The organism is Streptomyces niveiscabiei, assembly GCF_033794345.1.
Taxonomy (GTDB): domain Bacteria; phylum Actinomycetota; class Actinomycetes; order Streptomycetales; family Streptomycetaceae; genus Streptomyces; species Streptomyces niveiscabiei.
This window is the reverse complement of sequence record NZ_JARAYJ010000027.1, coordinates 59,438-74,737: the sequence shown is the minus strand read 5'-3', so window position 1 is coordinate 74,737 and position 15,300 is coordinate 59,438. Positions and strand designations below refer to the sequence as shown.

Sequence of the window (15,300 nt, the reverse complement as noted above, 5' to 3'; positions counted from 1 at the left end):
CCCCGAACCGGCCTCGTGAGGCGGGCGCGGAGTCTCTGTCAGTCGTTGCCGTTAGGCTGGGGGTGTGGCAGTCGTCGATGTATCCGAAGAGCTGAAGTCCCTCTCCTCGACCATGGAGTCGATCGAGGCCGTCCTGGACCTCGACAAACTGAGGGCAGACATCGCCGTGCTCGAGGAGCAGGCGGCGGCGCCGTCCCTGTGGGACAACCCGGACGAGGCGCAGAAGATCACCAGCAAGCTGTCCCACCTCCAGGCCGAGGTCAGGAAGGCGGACACGCTGCGCGGTCGGATCGACGACCTCGCCGTCCTCTTCGAGATGGCCGACGAGGAGGACGACCCGGACACCCGCGCGGAGGCCGAGTCCGAGCTCGCGGCCGTCCGCAAGGCGCTGGACGAGATGGAGGTCCGTACGCTGCTCAGCGGCGAGTACGACTCCCGCGAGGCGCTCGTCAACATCCGCGCGGAGGCCGGTGGCGTGGACGCCGCCGACTTCGCGGAGAAGCTCCAGCGGATGTACCTGCGGTGGGCGGAGCAGAAGGGCTACAAGACCGAGCTGATCGAGACGTCGTACGCCGAAGAGGCCGGCATCAAGTCGACGACGTTCGCGGTGCACGTGCCGTACGCGTACGGGCAGCTCTCCGTCGAGCAGGGCACCCACCGGCTCGTACGGATCTCGCCCTTCGACAACCAGGGGCGGCGGCAGACGTCGTTCGCGGGTGTCGAGGTGCTGCCGGTGGTCGAGCAGACCGACCACGTCGAGATCGACGAGTCCGAGCTGCGGGTCGACGTCTACCGGTCGTCCGGCCCCGGCGGGCAGGGCGTCAACACCACGGACTCCGCGGTGCGGCTCACCCACATCCCCACCGGCATCGTCGTCTCCTGCCAGAACGAGCGCTCGCAGATCCAGAACAAGGCGACCGCGATGAACGTCCTCCAGGCGAAGCTCCTCGAACGGCGCCGGCAGGAGGAGCAGGCGAAGATGGACGCGCTCAAGGGGGACGGCGGCAACTCCTGGGGCAACCAGATGCGTTCGTACGTCCTGCACCCGTACCAGATGGTCAAGGACCTGCGGACCGAGTTCGAGGTCGGCAACCCCGAGGCCGTGTTCAACGGCGAGATCGACGGGTTCCTGGAGGCCGGGATTCGCTGGCGCAAGCAGCAGGAGAAGTAGAGCTGTAGGTTTGTCGACAAGGCAATCGCCCCTGGAAATGGGGCGATTGCCTTTTGTCTGCCCTGGTGTCTGGGTTTTACGTCACACTCACAGATTCCGACACCCGGCATAGCGTGCGCAGCTGGACATTGCGCCCGCAACGGCCTTGACGCTGCTGGGAAAAATCGGGAGGGTGCAATCTGGCACGCGTTGTCTGCGAGGCGCATGTGAACCGGGGGGCGTGGATCATCTCAGCCGTCCCCCGTCGATCACCGCTTCGACGACGCTGTCCCTCCCTGACGAACAGCTACTGGGGGTAGCAGCCATATGACCAAGAAGACGCGCGTCCGTATCGCGCGTATAGCCGCCGGCTCCATCATGGCCGCCGGCGCGTCCCTGACGGTGGCCGGCATCGCCTCCGCGGACCCGGGCGACCCGCCGCCGCCGGGCGACGACTGCACGATCGTGATCTGCCCGGACCCGACGACCGGCGGTACGTCGTCCGGTACGACGGGTGAGACGACGTCCACGGGTGGCTCCAGCACCACGGGCGAGACCACCTCGACGGGCGGGTCCAGCACGACCGGTGAGACGACGTCCACGGGCGGGTCCAGCACCACGGGTGAGACCACGTCCACGGGCGGCTCGACCACGACCGGCGGCTCCACCTCGTCGACCGGTGGCTCGTCCTCCACGGCCGGTGGCCTGATCTCGATCGGCGGCACGTCCTCCAGCGGCGGTTCGTCCTCGACCGGTGGTTCGTCCACGTCGGGCGGCTCGACCACCACGGGCGGCTCGACCACGGGCGACCCCTCCACGGCGGGCGGTTCGTCCTCCACGGGTGGCTCGTCGTCGACCGGTGGCTCCACCACGACGACCGGTGGCTCGTCCTCCACCGGTGGTTCCACCACCACGGGTGGCTCGGGCTCGACCGGCACCAGCGGCTCGACCGGCACCAGCGGGTCCACCTCCGGCGGTACGACCCCCGACTCCTCCGGCGGCACCGGTACCTCCGGCACCTCCGGTACCACCGGCCCCTCCACCCAGGAAGAGGGCAGCTCCGCGCTGACCGACACCTCGGCGACCTCGGGCTCCGGCACGACAGGTTCCTCCGAGGCCACCGCACAGGGCGGCAACGAGGAGCTCGCCGAGACCGGTGCGGGCCAGACCATGTTCCTGGTCATCGGCGCCGCGACGATGATCGTCGGCGGCGTCGGCTTCCGCGTCCTGCCGCGCCTCGTCGAGGGCCGTGGCGGCGCTGCTGCCTGAGCCGGCGGCCGTACGCCCCGTAGCCGGCGGCCGTACGTCCCGTAGCTGACGAAGAGAGGCCCGGAGCCGATGCTCCGGGCCTCTCCGCGCGCTCGCGGGCCCGCTAGGCGGTCTGGTGGGCCAGCAGGGCCACCGCCGCGACGAGGACGACGAGCGCGGCGACCAGCGCCGCGGGGCTCAGCGAGCCCAGCCAGTTCTCCTGCTGAAGCCGCTCACGGTTCGCCCGGCACACCGGGCACCGGCCCTCGCTCACGGGCGCCGCGCAGTTAGCGCACACCAGCCGGTCGTACGTCATGCGCTCGCCCTCCTTCGCACCGGTTCTGCTCTCCACAACGCTCCGGGAGACGGATACGTTCCCGCTCCTCTACTGTGCCAGGTTCCCCCGCGACCCGCGCCGGATCGCCCGGGACGAGGGCGGGCGCCCCTTCCCCGCCCGCGCGCAAATACACACAAGCCACACCCAACAGTGACGGCCGCCTGCGCCGCCTCACCCGGTTCGCGTATGGTCACGCTCATCTACCCCCGGCGACCCGTGGTGCACCGTGATCCGATTCGACAACGTCTCCAAGGTCTACCCCAAGCAGACCCACCCCGCTCTCAGGGAGGTGTCCCTTGAGGTGGAGAAGGGCGAGTTCGTCTTCCTCGTCGGCTCCTCCGGCTCCGGGAAGTCGACCTTTCTGCGGCTGATCCTGCGCGAGGAGCGGTGCAGCCACGGCCAGGTGCACGTCCTGGGCAAGGACCTCGCCCGGCTGTCCAACTGGAAGGTGCCGCAGATGCGCCGCCAGCTCGGGACGGTCTTCCAGGACTTCCGGCTGCTGCCGAACAAGACGGTCGCCGAGAACGTCGCCTTCGCGCAGGAGGTCATCGGCAAGTCGAAGGGCGAGATCCGCAAGTCGGTGCCCCAGGTCCTCGACCTGGTCGGGCTCGGCGGCAAGGAGGACCGGCGTCCCGGTGAGCTGTCCGGCGGTGAGCAGCAGCGCGTCGCCATCGCGCGCGCGTTCGTCAACCGCCCCAAGCTGCTGATCGCGGACGAGCCGACCGGCAACCTCGACCCGCAGACCTCCGTCGGCATCATGAAACTGCTCGACCGCATCAACCGGACGGGTACGACGGTCATCATGGCGACGCACGACCAGAACATCGTCGACCAGATGCGCAAGCGCGTCATCGAGCTGGAGAAGGGCCGCCTCGTCCGCGACCAGGCCCGCGGCGTCTACGGCTACCAGCACTGACCGTCCCCAGGTCCCACGGAAAGGCTTGAAGCGCCATGCGCGCCCAGTTCGTCCTCTCGGAGATCGGTGTCGGTCTCCGCCGCAACCTGACGATGACCTTCGCGGTCATCGTCTCCGTGGCCCTCTCGCTGGGTCTCTTCGGCGGCTCGCTGCTGATGAGCGACCAGGTCAGCACGATGAAGGGCTACTGGTACGACAAGGTCAACGTCTCGATCTTCCTCTGCAACAAGAGCGACGCCGAGTCCGACCCCAACTGCGCCAAGGGCGCGGTGACCGCGGACCAGAAGCAGCAGATCAAGACCGACCTGGAGAAGATGTCGGTCGTCCAGACGGTGACGTACGAATCGCAGGACGAGGCGTACAAGCACTACAAGGAGCAGTTCGGGGACTCGCCGCTGGCCGCGTCCCTCACGCCGGACCAGATGCAGGAGTCGTACCGGATCAAGCTGAAGGACCCGGAGAAGTACCAGGTCATCGCGACCGCGTTCAACGGGCGTGACGGCGTGCAGTCCGTACAGGACCAGAAGGGAATCCTGGACAACCTCTTCGAACTGCTCAACCTGTTGAACCGGGCGGCACTCGGCGTGATGGCGTTGATGCTCGTCGTGGCGTTGATGTTGATCGTCAACACGGTACGGGTGTCGGCGTTCAGCCGTCGGCGTGAGACGGGGATCATGCGGCTCGTCGGCGCCTCCGGGTTCTACATCCAGGCGCCGTTCATCGCGGAGGCGGCGGTCGCCGGGTTCATCGGCGGGGTGCTCGCGTGCGTCGGTCTGACGCTCGGCCGGTACTTCACGATCGACCACGGCATGGCCCTGTCGCAGAAGCTCACCCTCATCAACTTCATCGGCTGGGACGCCCTGCTGACGAAGCTTCCGCTGATCCTCGCGGCGAGCCTGCTGATGCCCGCCCTTGCCGCCTTCTTCGCGTTGCGCAAGTACCTGAAGGTGTGACACATGCCAAGAGGGCCGTACGGACAACTGCCCGTACGGCCCTTTCGCTTCCCCTAGACTCACGGCCATGTCAGGCCCCGACCTGTTCTCGCAGCCCCGCCGCTTCGGCCGCGGGGCCGCCCTGACCTTGGTGTTCGCGAGCGTGCTGGTGGCGGGTGCCGCGACGGGATCGCTGCCGCAGGGGAGCGAGGAGACGGGGGCGGCCCGGTCCGTCGTCCCCGACGCGCGACGGCAGGTGGCGCGGGCGGCGGCCGACGCGATGGCCGCGGGCAAGTCCCCCACGGAGGCCGCCGAGCGCGCGGTGAGCCGCAGCGGGGACCGCTGGGCTGCCGTCTACTCGCAGGGCGAGTACGAGGAGTTCGAGCAGTCCCTCGACGGCGAGTACACCGGCGTCGGGCTGTGGGCGCGCCGCGAGTCCGACGGCGCGATCGCCGTCAGCAAGGTCAGCGGGGGCTCACCCGCGCAGGCCGCCGGCATCCGCGCGGGCGACCGCCTCACCAGCGTCGACGGGCGTGCCGTGGACGGGCTGCCGGTCACCGACGTCCTGTCCCTGCTGCGCGGCGACGCGACCGACGCGCCCGCGGGTACGGCCGTCAGGCTCGGCCTGTCGCGCGGCGCGCGCGCGTGGGACGAGACGGTACGGCGCGCGACGCTCTCCACCGAACCGGTGACCGTGCGGAAGATCGCCGGCGGGGGAACTCTTGTTCGAGTCTCCGCGTTCACCAAGGGAGTGGGCGAGGCGGTACGGGCCGCCGTGCGGGAGGTGCCGGGAGGCGTGGTGCTGGATCTGCGGGGGAACTCGGGCGGGCTGGTCACCGAGGCGGTCGGCGTCGCCTCGGTCTTCCTCGACGGCGGCCTGGTCGCGACGTACGACACGGACGGCACCGAGCACGCCCTGCACGCGGACGCGGGGGGCGACACCACCAGACCCCTGGTCGCGCTGGTCGACGGCGGCACGATGAGCGCGGCCGAGCTGCTGACCGGGGCGCTCCAGGACCGCGGGCGCGCGGTCGTCGTCGGCAGCCGCACGTTCGGGAAGGGCTCGGTCCAGATGCCGACGAGGCTGCCGGACGGGTCGGTCGCGGAGCTGACGGTGGGGCACTACCGCACGCCGTCCGGGCACGCGGTGGACGGGGTGGGGATCACACCGGACCTGGAGGTGGAGGCCGGGGTTCTGGAGCGGGCGGAGCGGGTGCTGAGCGGGTCGGGGCGGACGCCGTAGCGGAAACGGCTTTCCCTTCGGGGCGTGGCTGGTGCGAAAATGGCGGGACTATGAGCAAGGGAATGTACGTACCGAAGGAGTCCCAGCCCAAGCAGGGCGGCGGGGGCGGCAAGGCGCGGGACGGCGAGAAGGGGGGGAAGAAGAAGATCGTCGCGCAGAACAAGAAGGCCCGGCACGACTACGCGATCATCGACACCTACGAGGCGGGCCTCGTCCTCATGGGGACCGAGGTCAAGTCGCTGCGCGAGGGGCGGACCTCGCTGGCCGACGGGTTCGTGCAGATCGACCGGGGCGAGGCGTGGCTGCACAACGCGCACATCCCGGAGTACCACCAGGGCAGCTGGACCAACCACTCCGCGCGCCGCAAGCGCAAGCTGCTCCTGCACCGCGAGGAGATCGACAAGCTCGCGGTCAAGGCGGAGGAGACCGGCCACACGATCGTGCCGCTCGCCCTGTACTTCAAGGACGGCCGCGCGAAGGCCGAGATCGCGCTCGCGCGCGGCAAGAAGGAGTACGACAAGCGGCAGACCCTGCGCGAGAAGCAGGACCGGCGCGAGACCGACCGGGCGATCGCGGCGGCGAAGCGGCGTCAGCGGGCGGGCTGACGACCGGGAATACGGTGGCATCCGTGCGCGTTGGTCACGTACGATGGCATCAACGCCGACTCCGGTCGGCGAGCACCCCCTCGGGGGTTTTGAAAAATCAACATGGGGATGATCGGTTTCGACAGCGGTTGTCGAAGCAGGGGAAGCGTGTCGAGGAAGCGGCAATGATCTCGTAAACCACAGGCCGAAAAAAATAATCGCCACTGTTAAGAGCGATTCTCCCAAGGCGACGCAGTTCGCCCTCGTTGCCTGATCAGGTAATGAGGCGTCTGCCCCTTACTTAAGGGAGTGTCAGCCCGGGCTTGTTCCCGACCCGGATCCTGGCATCAGCTAGGGAACTAAACCTTGATCCCGGTCACGGGGTGAAGAGGGAAATCAAACAGTGACTGGGCCCGTCGGCGACTTGTTCGCGTGATCGCCGGGGCCGAGAAAATCACAGCGAACTGCACACGGAGAAGTCCTGATTCCGCACCGTTGGACGCGGGTTCGATTCCCGCCATCTCCACATCCCATGTGACCAGAGGCCCCGTCGCTTTCGAGCGCCGGGGCCTCCGGCTTTTCCTATGCGTGCCGAGGCGCCGTACTCGCCCTCGGCGTGAGCGCCGCGGGCAGCAGCGTCGTCTCCGACACCGGCTCTCCCGCGAGCTTCTCCATCAGCAGTTCCACGGCCCGCGTGCCGACCTGCCCGGACGGCAGCGCGACGGAGGTGACCTGGAGGTGCTCGGCGAGGTCGGCGGGGCAGATCGCGGTGACCGAGAGATCGCCGGGAACGCTCAGCCCGAGCTGGTGGAACGCGCCGATGAGGGGTTCGAGCACCGCCTCGTTGTGGACGACGACCCCGGTCAGCGCCGGCTGCTCACGCAGCAGTTGCTCGGCGACCCGGCGGGCCGCCGCGGGGCTCGCCTCGCAGGGGTGCACGGCGGACTGGAGCCCGGCCCGGTCGGCGGCTGCGGTGAACCCCTGGACGACGCGCTGCGCGAACGCGGTCTGCCGGACGTACACCTCCGGCGGCGACCCCACCAGCGCGACGGCCCGGTGCCCGAGCCGGGCGAGATGCTCGACGCACACCTCGCCCGCCGCCCGGAAGTCCAGGTCGATACAGGTGAGCCCCTGCGGGCTGAGCGGAAACCCGATCATCACCGTCGGCCGCTCCAGCGAACGCAGCAACGACAGCCGCGGGTCGTGGAGTTGTACGTCCATCAGGATCAGCGCGTCCACCTGCGCCGTCTCCGCGACGCGCCGCAACCCCTCCTCACCCTCCTCCCGGGTCAGGAGCAGCACGTCGTGGTCGTACCGCCGCGCGGCCGTCACCACCGACCCCACGAACTGCATGACGACGGGGACGTGCATGCCGGCGCGCAGGGGGACGACGAGGGCGAGCACCTTGGACCGGCTGCTGGCCAGCGCGCGGGCACCGGCGTGCGGCCGGTAGCCGAGGTCGCGGACGGCGTCCTGCACCCGGCGCCGGGTCTCCTCGGAGATCGGCCGCTTGCCGCTCAGTGCGTACGACACGGTGCTCGGGGAGACCCCGGCGAGCCGCGCCACATCGGTGATCTTGACCATCAGCCCAACTCCACCGTCAGGAAGCCGCATCCGGCCTCCGCCCGCGCCACCCGGTCCCCGGCGGCGAGCGCCCAGGGCGCCGCCGGATCGCTGGCGGACGCCCGCAGCGTGTTCCCTTCCCGTACGACGGTGAAGCTCACCTCCCCCGCGCGCACGGTGACCTGTGCGCCCCGCTCCAGCCCGTACGTCCGCAGGGTGACCCCGTCGGCGTACGGATAGTCGGGCCGGTCGGCGTGCGCGCCCACCGGGATCACCGCGCCGGGCCGCACCAGCAGCGGGATGCTCAGGAACCCGTGCGTCTCACGCACCCAGCGCGGACCGGTGACGACGCGGCCGGTGAAGAAGTCGGTCCAGTCGCCTTCGGGGACGTAATACCGCACGTCCCCCTGGTCGTTGAAGACCGGCGCCACCAACAGGTCGCCGCCCAGCATGTACTGGCGCTCCAGATGCGCGCACCCGGGGTCGTCCGGGAACTCCAGGACCATCGCGCGCATCACCGGCACCCCTTCCTCGTGCGCGGTGCGCGCCGCCTCGTACAGGTACGGCATGAGCCGCAGCTTCAGCCGCGTGAACAGCCGCAGGACGTCGACGGATTCGTCGTCGAAGAGCCACGGCACGCGGTACGAGGAGCTGCCGTGCAGGCGGCTGTGCGAGGACAACAGGCCGAAGGCAAGCCAGCGTTTGAACAGGGCCGGGGTCGGGGTGCCCTCGAAGCCGCCGATGTCGTGGCTCCAGTAGCCGAACCCGGACAGGCCCAGCGACAGGCCGCCGCGCAGCGACTCGGCCATCGCCTCGTACGTCGACTCGCAGTCGCCGCCCCAGTGAACGGGGTACTTCTGGCTGCCGGTTGTGGCCGATCTGGCGAAGACGACCGCCTCGCCCTCGCCGCGGTGCTTGCGCAGGACGTCGAAGACGGTGCGGTTGTAGAGGTACGTGTAGTAGTTGTGCATGCGCTCCGGGTCGGAGCCGTCGGACCAGGCCACGTCCGTCGGGACGCGCTCGCCGAAGTCGGTCTTGAAGCAGTCGACGCCCTGGGCGAGGAGCTTCTCCAGCTTCGACGCGTACCAGTCGCGGGCCGCCGGATCGGTGAAGTCGACCAGGGCCATGCCGGGTTGCCACAGATCCCACTGCCAGACGCTGCCGTCCGGCCGCTTCAGGAGGTGCCCCAGCTCCTTGCCCTCCGCGAACAGCGGGGAGCGCTGGGCGATGTAGGGGTTGATCCACACGCAGACGCGCAGCCCCTTCGCCTTCAGCCGGGCCAGCATGCCCTCCGGGTCGGGGAAGACGCGCGGGTCCCACTCGAAGTCGCACCAGTTCAGCTCGCGCATCCAGAAGCAGTCGAAGTGGAAGACGGACAAAGGGAGTTCACGCGCCCGCATGCCCTCGATGAACGAGGTGACCGTCTCCTCGTCGTACGAGGTGGTGAACGACGTCGACAGCCAAAGACCGAACGACCAGGCCGGCGGGAGCGCGGGCCGGCCGGTGAGGGCCGTGTACTTGCGCAGGATGTCCTTCGGGGTGGGGCCGTAGATGACGTAGTACGTCAACTCCTGGGCCTCGACGCTGAACTGGACCCGGGAGACCGCCTCGGAGCCGACCTCGAAGGACACCTTGCCCGGGTGGTCGACGAAGACGCCGTACCCGGCGTCGGTGAGGTAGAACGGCGTGTTCTTGTACGCCTGTTCGGTGGCCGTGCCGCCGTCGGCGTTCCAGATGTCCACCACCTGGCCGTTCTTGACGACCGGGCCGAACCGTTCGCCGAGCCCGTACACCGACGCCCCTACGCCCAGGGCGAGTTGCTCGCGCAGGTAGTGGGTGTCGGTGCGGGTGTCGCGCATGATGCCCATGCCCTTGGGGCCGCTGGAGGTGAGCGAGCGGCCGTGGGCGCGGAAGTCGAGGTGCCAGGGTCCGGTGCGGGTGACCTTCAGGGACAGCTCGCCCGAGGTGAGGGTCGCGTGGTCCGCTTCGTAGGACAGCTGCGGGGTGAACTCCTCTGCGGTCAGGTCGAATCGGGGTGAGGGTGGGCGGTCGCCCCGGAAGTGGGCGAAGGTGACGCCGATGACGTCGGGCATCGGGGTGTGCGCGCTGATCGTCACGACCGGTCCCTTCAGCAGGTCGCCGCGGTGGCGGATGGGCTGGGTCGGCGCGTGGATCTCCAGCGTGCCGTCCGCCGCGGCGACGTCGAGCACCTCGGCGGGGTGCGCCGCGGTGATGCCGTCGCGCAGCAGCCAGTAACCATCGGTGAACTTCACGTGGAGGGTCCTTACTTGGCGGGATGGGTTGTCTCGGCCGGGCGTTCCTTACTTGACGGCGCCCACGGCGATTCCGCGGGTGAGCGTGCGCTGGAAGACGAGGAAGAAGACGAGCGCCGGCAACACGCCCAGCAGAGCAGCCGCGTTGGTCATCGTGGCGTCCATCAGGCGCTGGCCCTGGAGGACGCCGAGCGCGACCGACACCGTCTGGTTGTCGTTCGAGATCAGCATCACCAGCGGCAGCAGGAACTCGTTCCACGTCCACACGAAGAAGAAGACGAGCAGGACACCGAGGGTGGGACGGCTCATCGGTACGACGATCCGCCACAGCACCTGCCACTTGTTCGCGCCGTCCACGTGCGCCGCCTCGACCACCTCGCGCGGAAACCTGCCGAGGACGGCCGACAGCAGGTACGTGCCGAACGCCGCCTGGATCACCGTGAACACGATGATGACGCTCAACCTCGTGTCGTACAGGCCGAGTTGCTTGCTCAGGTAGTACACGGGGTAGACCAGGGCCTCCTGCGGGACGACGTTCGCCAGGACGAAGAAGGCGAGGATCCAGGGGCGGCCCTTGATGCGGCCGATGCCGATCGCGTACGCGTTGAGGAGGGACAGCAGGGTCGCGAGGATCGCCACCGAGCCGCTGATCACCGCGGAGTTGATGAGCTTCTGCGTGTAGTCGACGCGGGTCCAGAAGCTCTTGAGGCCGTCGAGGTAGAGGCCGTCCGGGAGGCTCAGCGGGCCGTTCTGGGCGTACTCCGCAGGGGACTTGACGGCGTTGAGGGTGACGATCAGGAACGGGGTGATCATGAAGAGGGCGGCGAGGCAGAGGGCGAGAAGGACGGGATAACGCTTCAGTGCTTTCAACTCGGCTCCTCCTCCTGCCTGTTCTGGAGCCTCAGCGCGATCAGCGACAGCGCGAGGATCAGTACCGTCAGCACCGTCGAGATCGCCGCCCCGTACCCGACCTGCGTCTTCTCGAAGAACGTGGTGAACGAGAAGTACGACGGCACGTCCGTCGCCCCGCCGGGCCCGCCCTTCGTCAGGACGTACACCGCGCCGAACACCTTGAGCGCGGCGATCGTGCACCAGGTCAGCACCACGGAGATCTCGGGGCGGATCTGCGGCAGCGTGATGTGCCAGAAGCGGCGCCACCAGCCCGCGCCGTCCAGCTCGGCCGCCTCATGCAGCTGGGGGTCGACGCGTTCGAGTCCGGCCATGAACACCACGAGCGGGAAGCCGAGTTGGACCCAGACCATGACTCCCATGACGCTGTAGAGGGCGAAGTCCGGGTCGCCCAGCCAGTCCTGCCGCCAGCTCGACAGGCCGATGGCCGCCAGGAGTTCGTTGAGCGAGCCGTTGTCCGGGGCGAGGATCCAGCTCCACACGATGCCGGCGACCGCGATCGGCAGCACCTGCGGCAGATAGAAGCAGGCCCGCAGAACCGTCGTGACCCTGCTGCCGAAGTGCTTGCCGACATAGTCGAACAGGGCGGCGGCCAGGACGAGTCCGACGGCCGTGGGCAGCGCCGCCATCGCCACGACCATGAACAGGCTGTGCCGGAACGACTCCCAGAACGCCGAATCGTCCAGCAGCTCCCGGTAGTTGGCGAGACCGGTCCACTCCGGGGTGCCGACGCCCTGCCAACTCGTGAAGCTCACACCGGTGTTCATCAGGAACGGCACGATGACGACCGCGAGGAACGCGAGGACGCCGGGGACCAGGAAGAGCGCGTACGGCGCCGAGCGGCGCGGAGCCGTCATGAGGACGGGACACCCTTGTCGTACGCCTTCTTCACCGCGTCGAGGTACTCCTCGGGCTTCTCGCTGCCGGTGATCAGCTTCTGGGTCTCCGAGACCAGGACGTCGTAGAAGCCGGGGATCGGCCAGTCGGGGTAGAAGGCGAGGCCGTCACGGGCGGTCAACGCGTTGAAATCCGTGATGAGTTGCTTCGACTTGGGGTCGGTGATCGCGTTCGCGTCCGCCGCGACGGGCACGCCGCCCTTGTTGCCGAGCAGGTTCTGGATCTTCTTCGACAGGGTGATGTCGATGAAGTCGTAGGCGAGTTGCTTGTTCTTCGCACTCTTCGGCACGACCCAGAGGTTCCCGCCCGAGCCGAGCGTGAGTTTCGACTCCGGCCACAGGGTCGTGCCCCAGTCGAATTTCGCCTCCGACTGGAAACGGCCGTACCACCAGCTTCCCGAGAACAGGATCGGCGCCTTGCCCTGGAGGAAGGAGACGCCCGCCTGCTCGGCCGTCATGCCGCTCGAACTCTTCGCGATGTAGCCCTTCTCGACCCACTCCGCGAACGTCTCGGCGGCGTACGTCCAGGCCGCGTCGTGGAAGTCGGGCTTGCCCTTGTACAGCTCGTAGGCGTCGACCCAGGAGCGGTCCGCCTTGGAGAGGGCCAGCTGGTAGAGGTACTGGTGGGCGAGGTACTCCGCGCCCGAGCTGGCCAGCGGGGTGACGCCCTTCTCCTTGAACTTCCGCAGGGCCGCCGTGAGTTGCGCCAACGTTGTCGGCTCCTGGACGGCGTACTTCCTGAAGAGGTCCTTGTTCAGGTAGATCATCGTGTACTCGGCGTAGTTGGGGATGCCGTACCAACTGCCGGAGCCCATCACGCCGTTGGCGTCGTACTGGCTGGTCGTGCGGACGCCCGGGCCCAGCAGCTTGTCCCAGCCCCGCTTCGTCACCTCCGGTGTGAGGTCGGTCAGCAGGCCCTGTTTCGACAGGAGGCCCGCCGTCGCGTTGCCCTTGTTGTACTCCATCAGGTCCGGTGCGTCCGAGGAGTTGAGGACCATCGGGGCCGTCTTCTGGATCTGCTCGAAGCTCTTCTCCTCGAACTTCACCTTGACGCCCGGGTGCCGGGCCTCGAACTCCTTGATCGCCTCCGTCCACGCCACGCCCATCGCGCTGTTGGGGGCCTCGTAGTGCCACAGGCGCAGGGTGTTCGCGTCGGAGCCCCCGTCTCCCGAGCCTCCGCAGGATGCGAGGAGGAGGGCCGTACTCAGTGCCGCCGCTGTCGTCAGTGTCCGCCGTCGTGCCGTCAACATCCAGGTTCTCCAAGGGAGTCGGATGGGTCTTCGGGCTGGCCTGGCCGGCGTCACGCGGGTGTTCGTCGAATCGATTCGATGCGTGACGTCGAAGCGCTTCGACGGAGGAAGTTATTGGGTGGGTGGGGGTGCGTCAATGGGGGTGGCAGGGAACGAGGGAAGCGGTTCGATTATGACAGGGGTATGCCGGGAGGGGGGTGAGTATGTGTTTTGTCGCCGGGGGCCTCGGTCATGGGGTTGTGGTCGGGTGGGCGTTCGGGGTGGTGGTCGGCTTGGTGTGTTCGGGGTTTCTGGGTTGCCATGTCAGGGTGACCAGTAGGGCCGTGCACGCCGCGGCGAGCGGTACGCCGTAGCCGGTCGTGGGGCCGGCGTGGTCCGCCACCCAGCCGCCGAGCGCGCTGCCCGCGGCGATTCCGCCGAGGAGGCCGGTGACCGCGAGGGTCATGCCCTCGTTGAGGCGGCCCTCGGGGGTGCGCTGCTGGACCAGGGTCATGCCGGTGATCATCGTGGGGGCGGTGGCGGCGCCCGCGATGAGGAGGGCGAGGGCCAGGAGGGGGAGGGAGCCGGTGAGGGTGGTGGTGAGGAGGGGGAGGGTGAGGAGGGTGGCCATGGCGGCGATGCACCAGGGGTAACGGCGGGCTGCGGGGCTGGAGTTGAGGGGTGTGGTGGAGGTCTGCTCGCCCTCGGCGGGGTGTCCTGCGCCGGGCGTCGGTTCGGCCCGGGGGGTCGGATGTCCCTCGCTGGAGGTCGGGCCGGTCTGGAGTGTCTCGCGGCTCTTGCCGGAGACTGTGTCGGTTTTTGGTGTCTGGCGGTCCTTGGCGGAGGGCGCGTCGGTCTTGGGTGTCTGGCGGTCCTCGTCGTAGGGCGCGCCGGCCCTGGGTGTTTGGCGATCCTTGCCGGAGGGCGTTCCGGTTCTGGACGTCCGTCGGCCCTTGCCGGAGGCTTCTTCGCCGCGGCCCGTCAGCGCGCCGAACGCCAGCCCCGCCAGCGCCGATCCGCCCGCCTGGAGGCCCAACACCAGCCCTGCGGCGGCTCGGTGGCCCGCCTCGTCCGCGAAGGCGACCGTCACGACCTCGGTCGCGCCGAAGACCGCGCCCAGACAGAGGCAGACGGCGAGGAGGGGCGGCATGCCGGGGGCGGTGAGCGGGGACCTGGCCGAGGGGTGGGCGTGCGGTGGGGGTTCGGTCCTGCGCTGGGCGGCGAACAGGAGGATGCCGGTGACGAGGAGCACGGCCGCGACGAGCGTCCCGGCCTCGGGGAAGACGTTCGCGCACAGCAGCGCGGCGACCAACGGGCCCAGCAGGAAGCAGAGTTCGTCCGCCGCCTGCTCGAAGGAGTTCGCGGTGTGCAGGGCCTCGTCGTCCCCGGCCAGCAGGTGGGCCCAGCGGGCGCGGGACATGCCGCCGGTGTTGGGGGTCGTCGCCGTCGCGGCGTACGCGGCGAACAGGGTCCACGCCGGCGCGTCGTAACGGACGCACAGGACAAGGGCGATGGAGCCGAGGGCCGCGAACAGGGCTGCGGGTACGGCGACTTGTGCCTGTCCGCGCCGGTCGATGAGCCGGGCGATCCAGGGGGCGGCAACTGCCGTCGCTGCGAGGCCCGTTGCGCTGACGGCGCCTGCGAGGGCGTAGGACCCGTGCGCGTCGGCGATCATCATCACCGCGCTGACGCTGAACATCCCCGAGGGGAGGCGAGCGACGAGGTTCCCGGCGGTGAAGGCGCGGGCGCCGGGGTGGGAGAGGAGGCGGCGGTAGGGGCCGGGGGTGGTGGGGTGGGCGGGGCGGGATGCCCGGGGTGCTCGGGGTGCTCGGGGGGTGAAGTCGACGGCGACCAGCGTGTCGGCGGTTGTTGTGTAAAGGGTTTCTGGTGCGTTTCTGGGGGTGCGTGGTGGCTTTTGGTGGACGTGGGGCATGCCGTCAACGGTCGTACGGCGGTGATCGCCCGGTCCAACACCTGTCCCGCGCTTATTCACGCGCCTGTGTTGTCAGTCCTTGTTACG

General features: G+C 69.1%; 13 protein-coding genes and 1 other RNA gene. 7 read left to right on the top strand and 7 right to left on the bottom strand.

Annotated elements, in window-relative coordinates; translation table 11 throughout:
• The first annotated feature begins 64 nt into the window (after nucleotides 1-64).
• Both prfB and PV682_RS30510 read left to right on the top strand, forming a co-directional pair.
• The gene (gene prfB, locus PV682_RS30515; RefSeq protein ID WP_319734994.1) at nucleotides 65-1,171 is read left to right on the top strand and encodes a peptide chain release factor 2; all 1,107 of its coding nucleotides are present in this window, start codon (nucleotides 65-67) and stop codon (nucleotides 1,169-1,171) included.
• Nucleotides 1,172-1,477: 306 nt separating this feature from the next.
• The gene (locus PV682_RS30510) at nucleotides 1,478-2,419 is read left to right on the top strand and encodes a hypothetical protein (protein ID WP_319734993.1); all 942 of its coding nucleotides are present in this window, start codon (nucleotides 1,478-1,480) and stop codon (nucleotides 2,417-2,419) included.
• A gap of 103 nt (nucleotides 2,420-2,522) precedes the next feature.
• On the opposite strand, the gene PV682_RS30505 is transcribed toward PV682_RS30510, so the two are convergent.
• On the bottom strand, nucleotides 2,523-2,714 hold the full coding sequence (locus PV682_RS30505; RefSeq protein WP_319734992.1) for a hypothetical protein: 192 nt from the start codon (nucleotides 2,712-2,714) through the stop codon (nucleotides 2,523-2,525).
• Nucleotides 2,715-2,961: 247 nt separating this feature from the next.
• On the opposite strand from PV682_RS30505, the gene ftsE reads away from it, so the two are divergent.
• The 5 genes from ftsE to ssrA all read left to right on the top strand — a co-directional run bounded on the left by ftsE (nucleotide 2,962) and on the right by ssrA (nucleotide 6,939).
• A complete protein-coding gene (gene ftsE, locus PV682_RS30500; protein ID WP_055723621.1) occupies nucleotides 2,962-3,651 on the top strand; it encodes a cell division ATP-binding protein FtsE in 690 nt (229 codons plus the stop codon).
• 35 nt (nucleotides 3,652-3,686) lie between these two features.
• Nucleotides 3,687-4,604, top strand: coding sequence for a permease-like cell division protein FtsX (gene ftsX / locus PV682_RS30495; RefSeq protein ID WP_055723622.1), 918 nt, complete (start codon nucleotides 3,687-3,689; stop codon nucleotides 4,602-4,604).
• Between the two features lie 67 nt (nucleotides 4,605-4,671).
• A complete protein-coding gene (locus PV682_RS30490; RefSeq protein ID WP_319734991.1) occupies nucleotides 4,672-5,826 on the top strand; it encodes a S41 family peptidase in 1,155 nt (384 codons plus the stop codon).
• 62 nt (nucleotides 5,827-5,888) lie between these two features.
• A complete protein-coding gene (gene smpB, locus PV682_RS30485) occupies nucleotides 5,889-6,431 on the top strand; it encodes an SsrA-binding protein SmpB (protein ID WP_319735033.1) in 543 nt (180 codons plus the stop codon).
• A gap of 104 nt (nucleotides 6,432-6,535) precedes the next feature.
• Nucleotides 6,536-6,939, top strand: a transfer-messenger RNA (tmRNA) gene (ssrA, locus tag PV682_RS30480).
• A gap of 53 nt (nucleotides 6,940-6,992) precedes the next feature.
• Here ssrA and PV682_RS30475 read toward each other — a convergent pair.
• The 6 genes from PV682_RS30475 to PV682_RS30450 form a co-directional block, all read right to left on the bottom strand.
• On the bottom strand, nucleotides 6,993-7,994 hold the full coding sequence (locus PV682_RS30475; RefSeq protein ID WP_193554994.1) for a LacI family DNA-binding transcriptional regulator: 1,002 nt from the start codon (nucleotides 7,992-7,994) through the stop codon (nucleotides 6,993-6,995).
• Nucleotides 7,994-10,246 (bottom strand): alpha-xylosidase, encoded by a 2,253-nt coding sequence (gene yicI, locus PV682_RS30470; protein WP_319734990.1) that lies wholly within the window; start codon nucleotides 10,244-10,246, stop codon nucleotides 7,994-7,996. Before yicI ends, PV682_RS30475 begins: the two co-directional genes overlap by 1 nt.
• A gap of 48 nt (nucleotides 10,247-10,294) precedes the next feature.
• Nucleotides 10,295-11,059 carry a carbohydrate ABC transporter permease gene (locus PV682_RS30465; protein WP_319735032.1) on the bottom strand — a complete coding sequence of 255 codons (765 nt, stop codon included), beginning with the start codon at nucleotides 11,057-11,059 and terminating at the stop codon, nucleotides 10,295-10,297.
• A gap of 53 nt (nucleotides 11,060-11,112) precedes the next feature.
• Nucleotides 11,113-12,012 carry a carbohydrate ABC transporter permease gene (locus PV682_RS30460; protein WP_319734989.1) on the bottom strand — a complete coding sequence of 300 codons (900 nt, stop codon included), beginning with the start codon at nucleotides 12,010-12,012 and terminating at the stop codon, nucleotides 11,113-11,115.
• The gene (locus PV682_RS30455) at nucleotides 12,009-13,301 is read right to left on the bottom strand and encodes an ABC transporter substrate-binding protein (protein ID WP_319734988.1); all 1,293 of its coding nucleotides are present in this window, start codon (nucleotides 13,299-13,301) and stop codon (nucleotides 12,009-12,011) included. The genes PV682_RS30460 and PV682_RS30455 overlap by 4 nt, the downstream gene beginning before the upstream one ends.
• 229 nt (nucleotides 13,302-13,530) lie before the next feature.
• The gene (locus PV682_RS30450) at nucleotides 13,531-15,213 is read right to left on the bottom strand and encodes an MFS transporter (protein ID WP_319734987.1); all 1,683 of its coding nucleotides are present in this window, start codon (nucleotides 15,211-15,213) and stop codon (nucleotides 13,531-13,533) included.
• Nucleotides 15,214-15,300 lie beyond the last annotated feature (87 nt).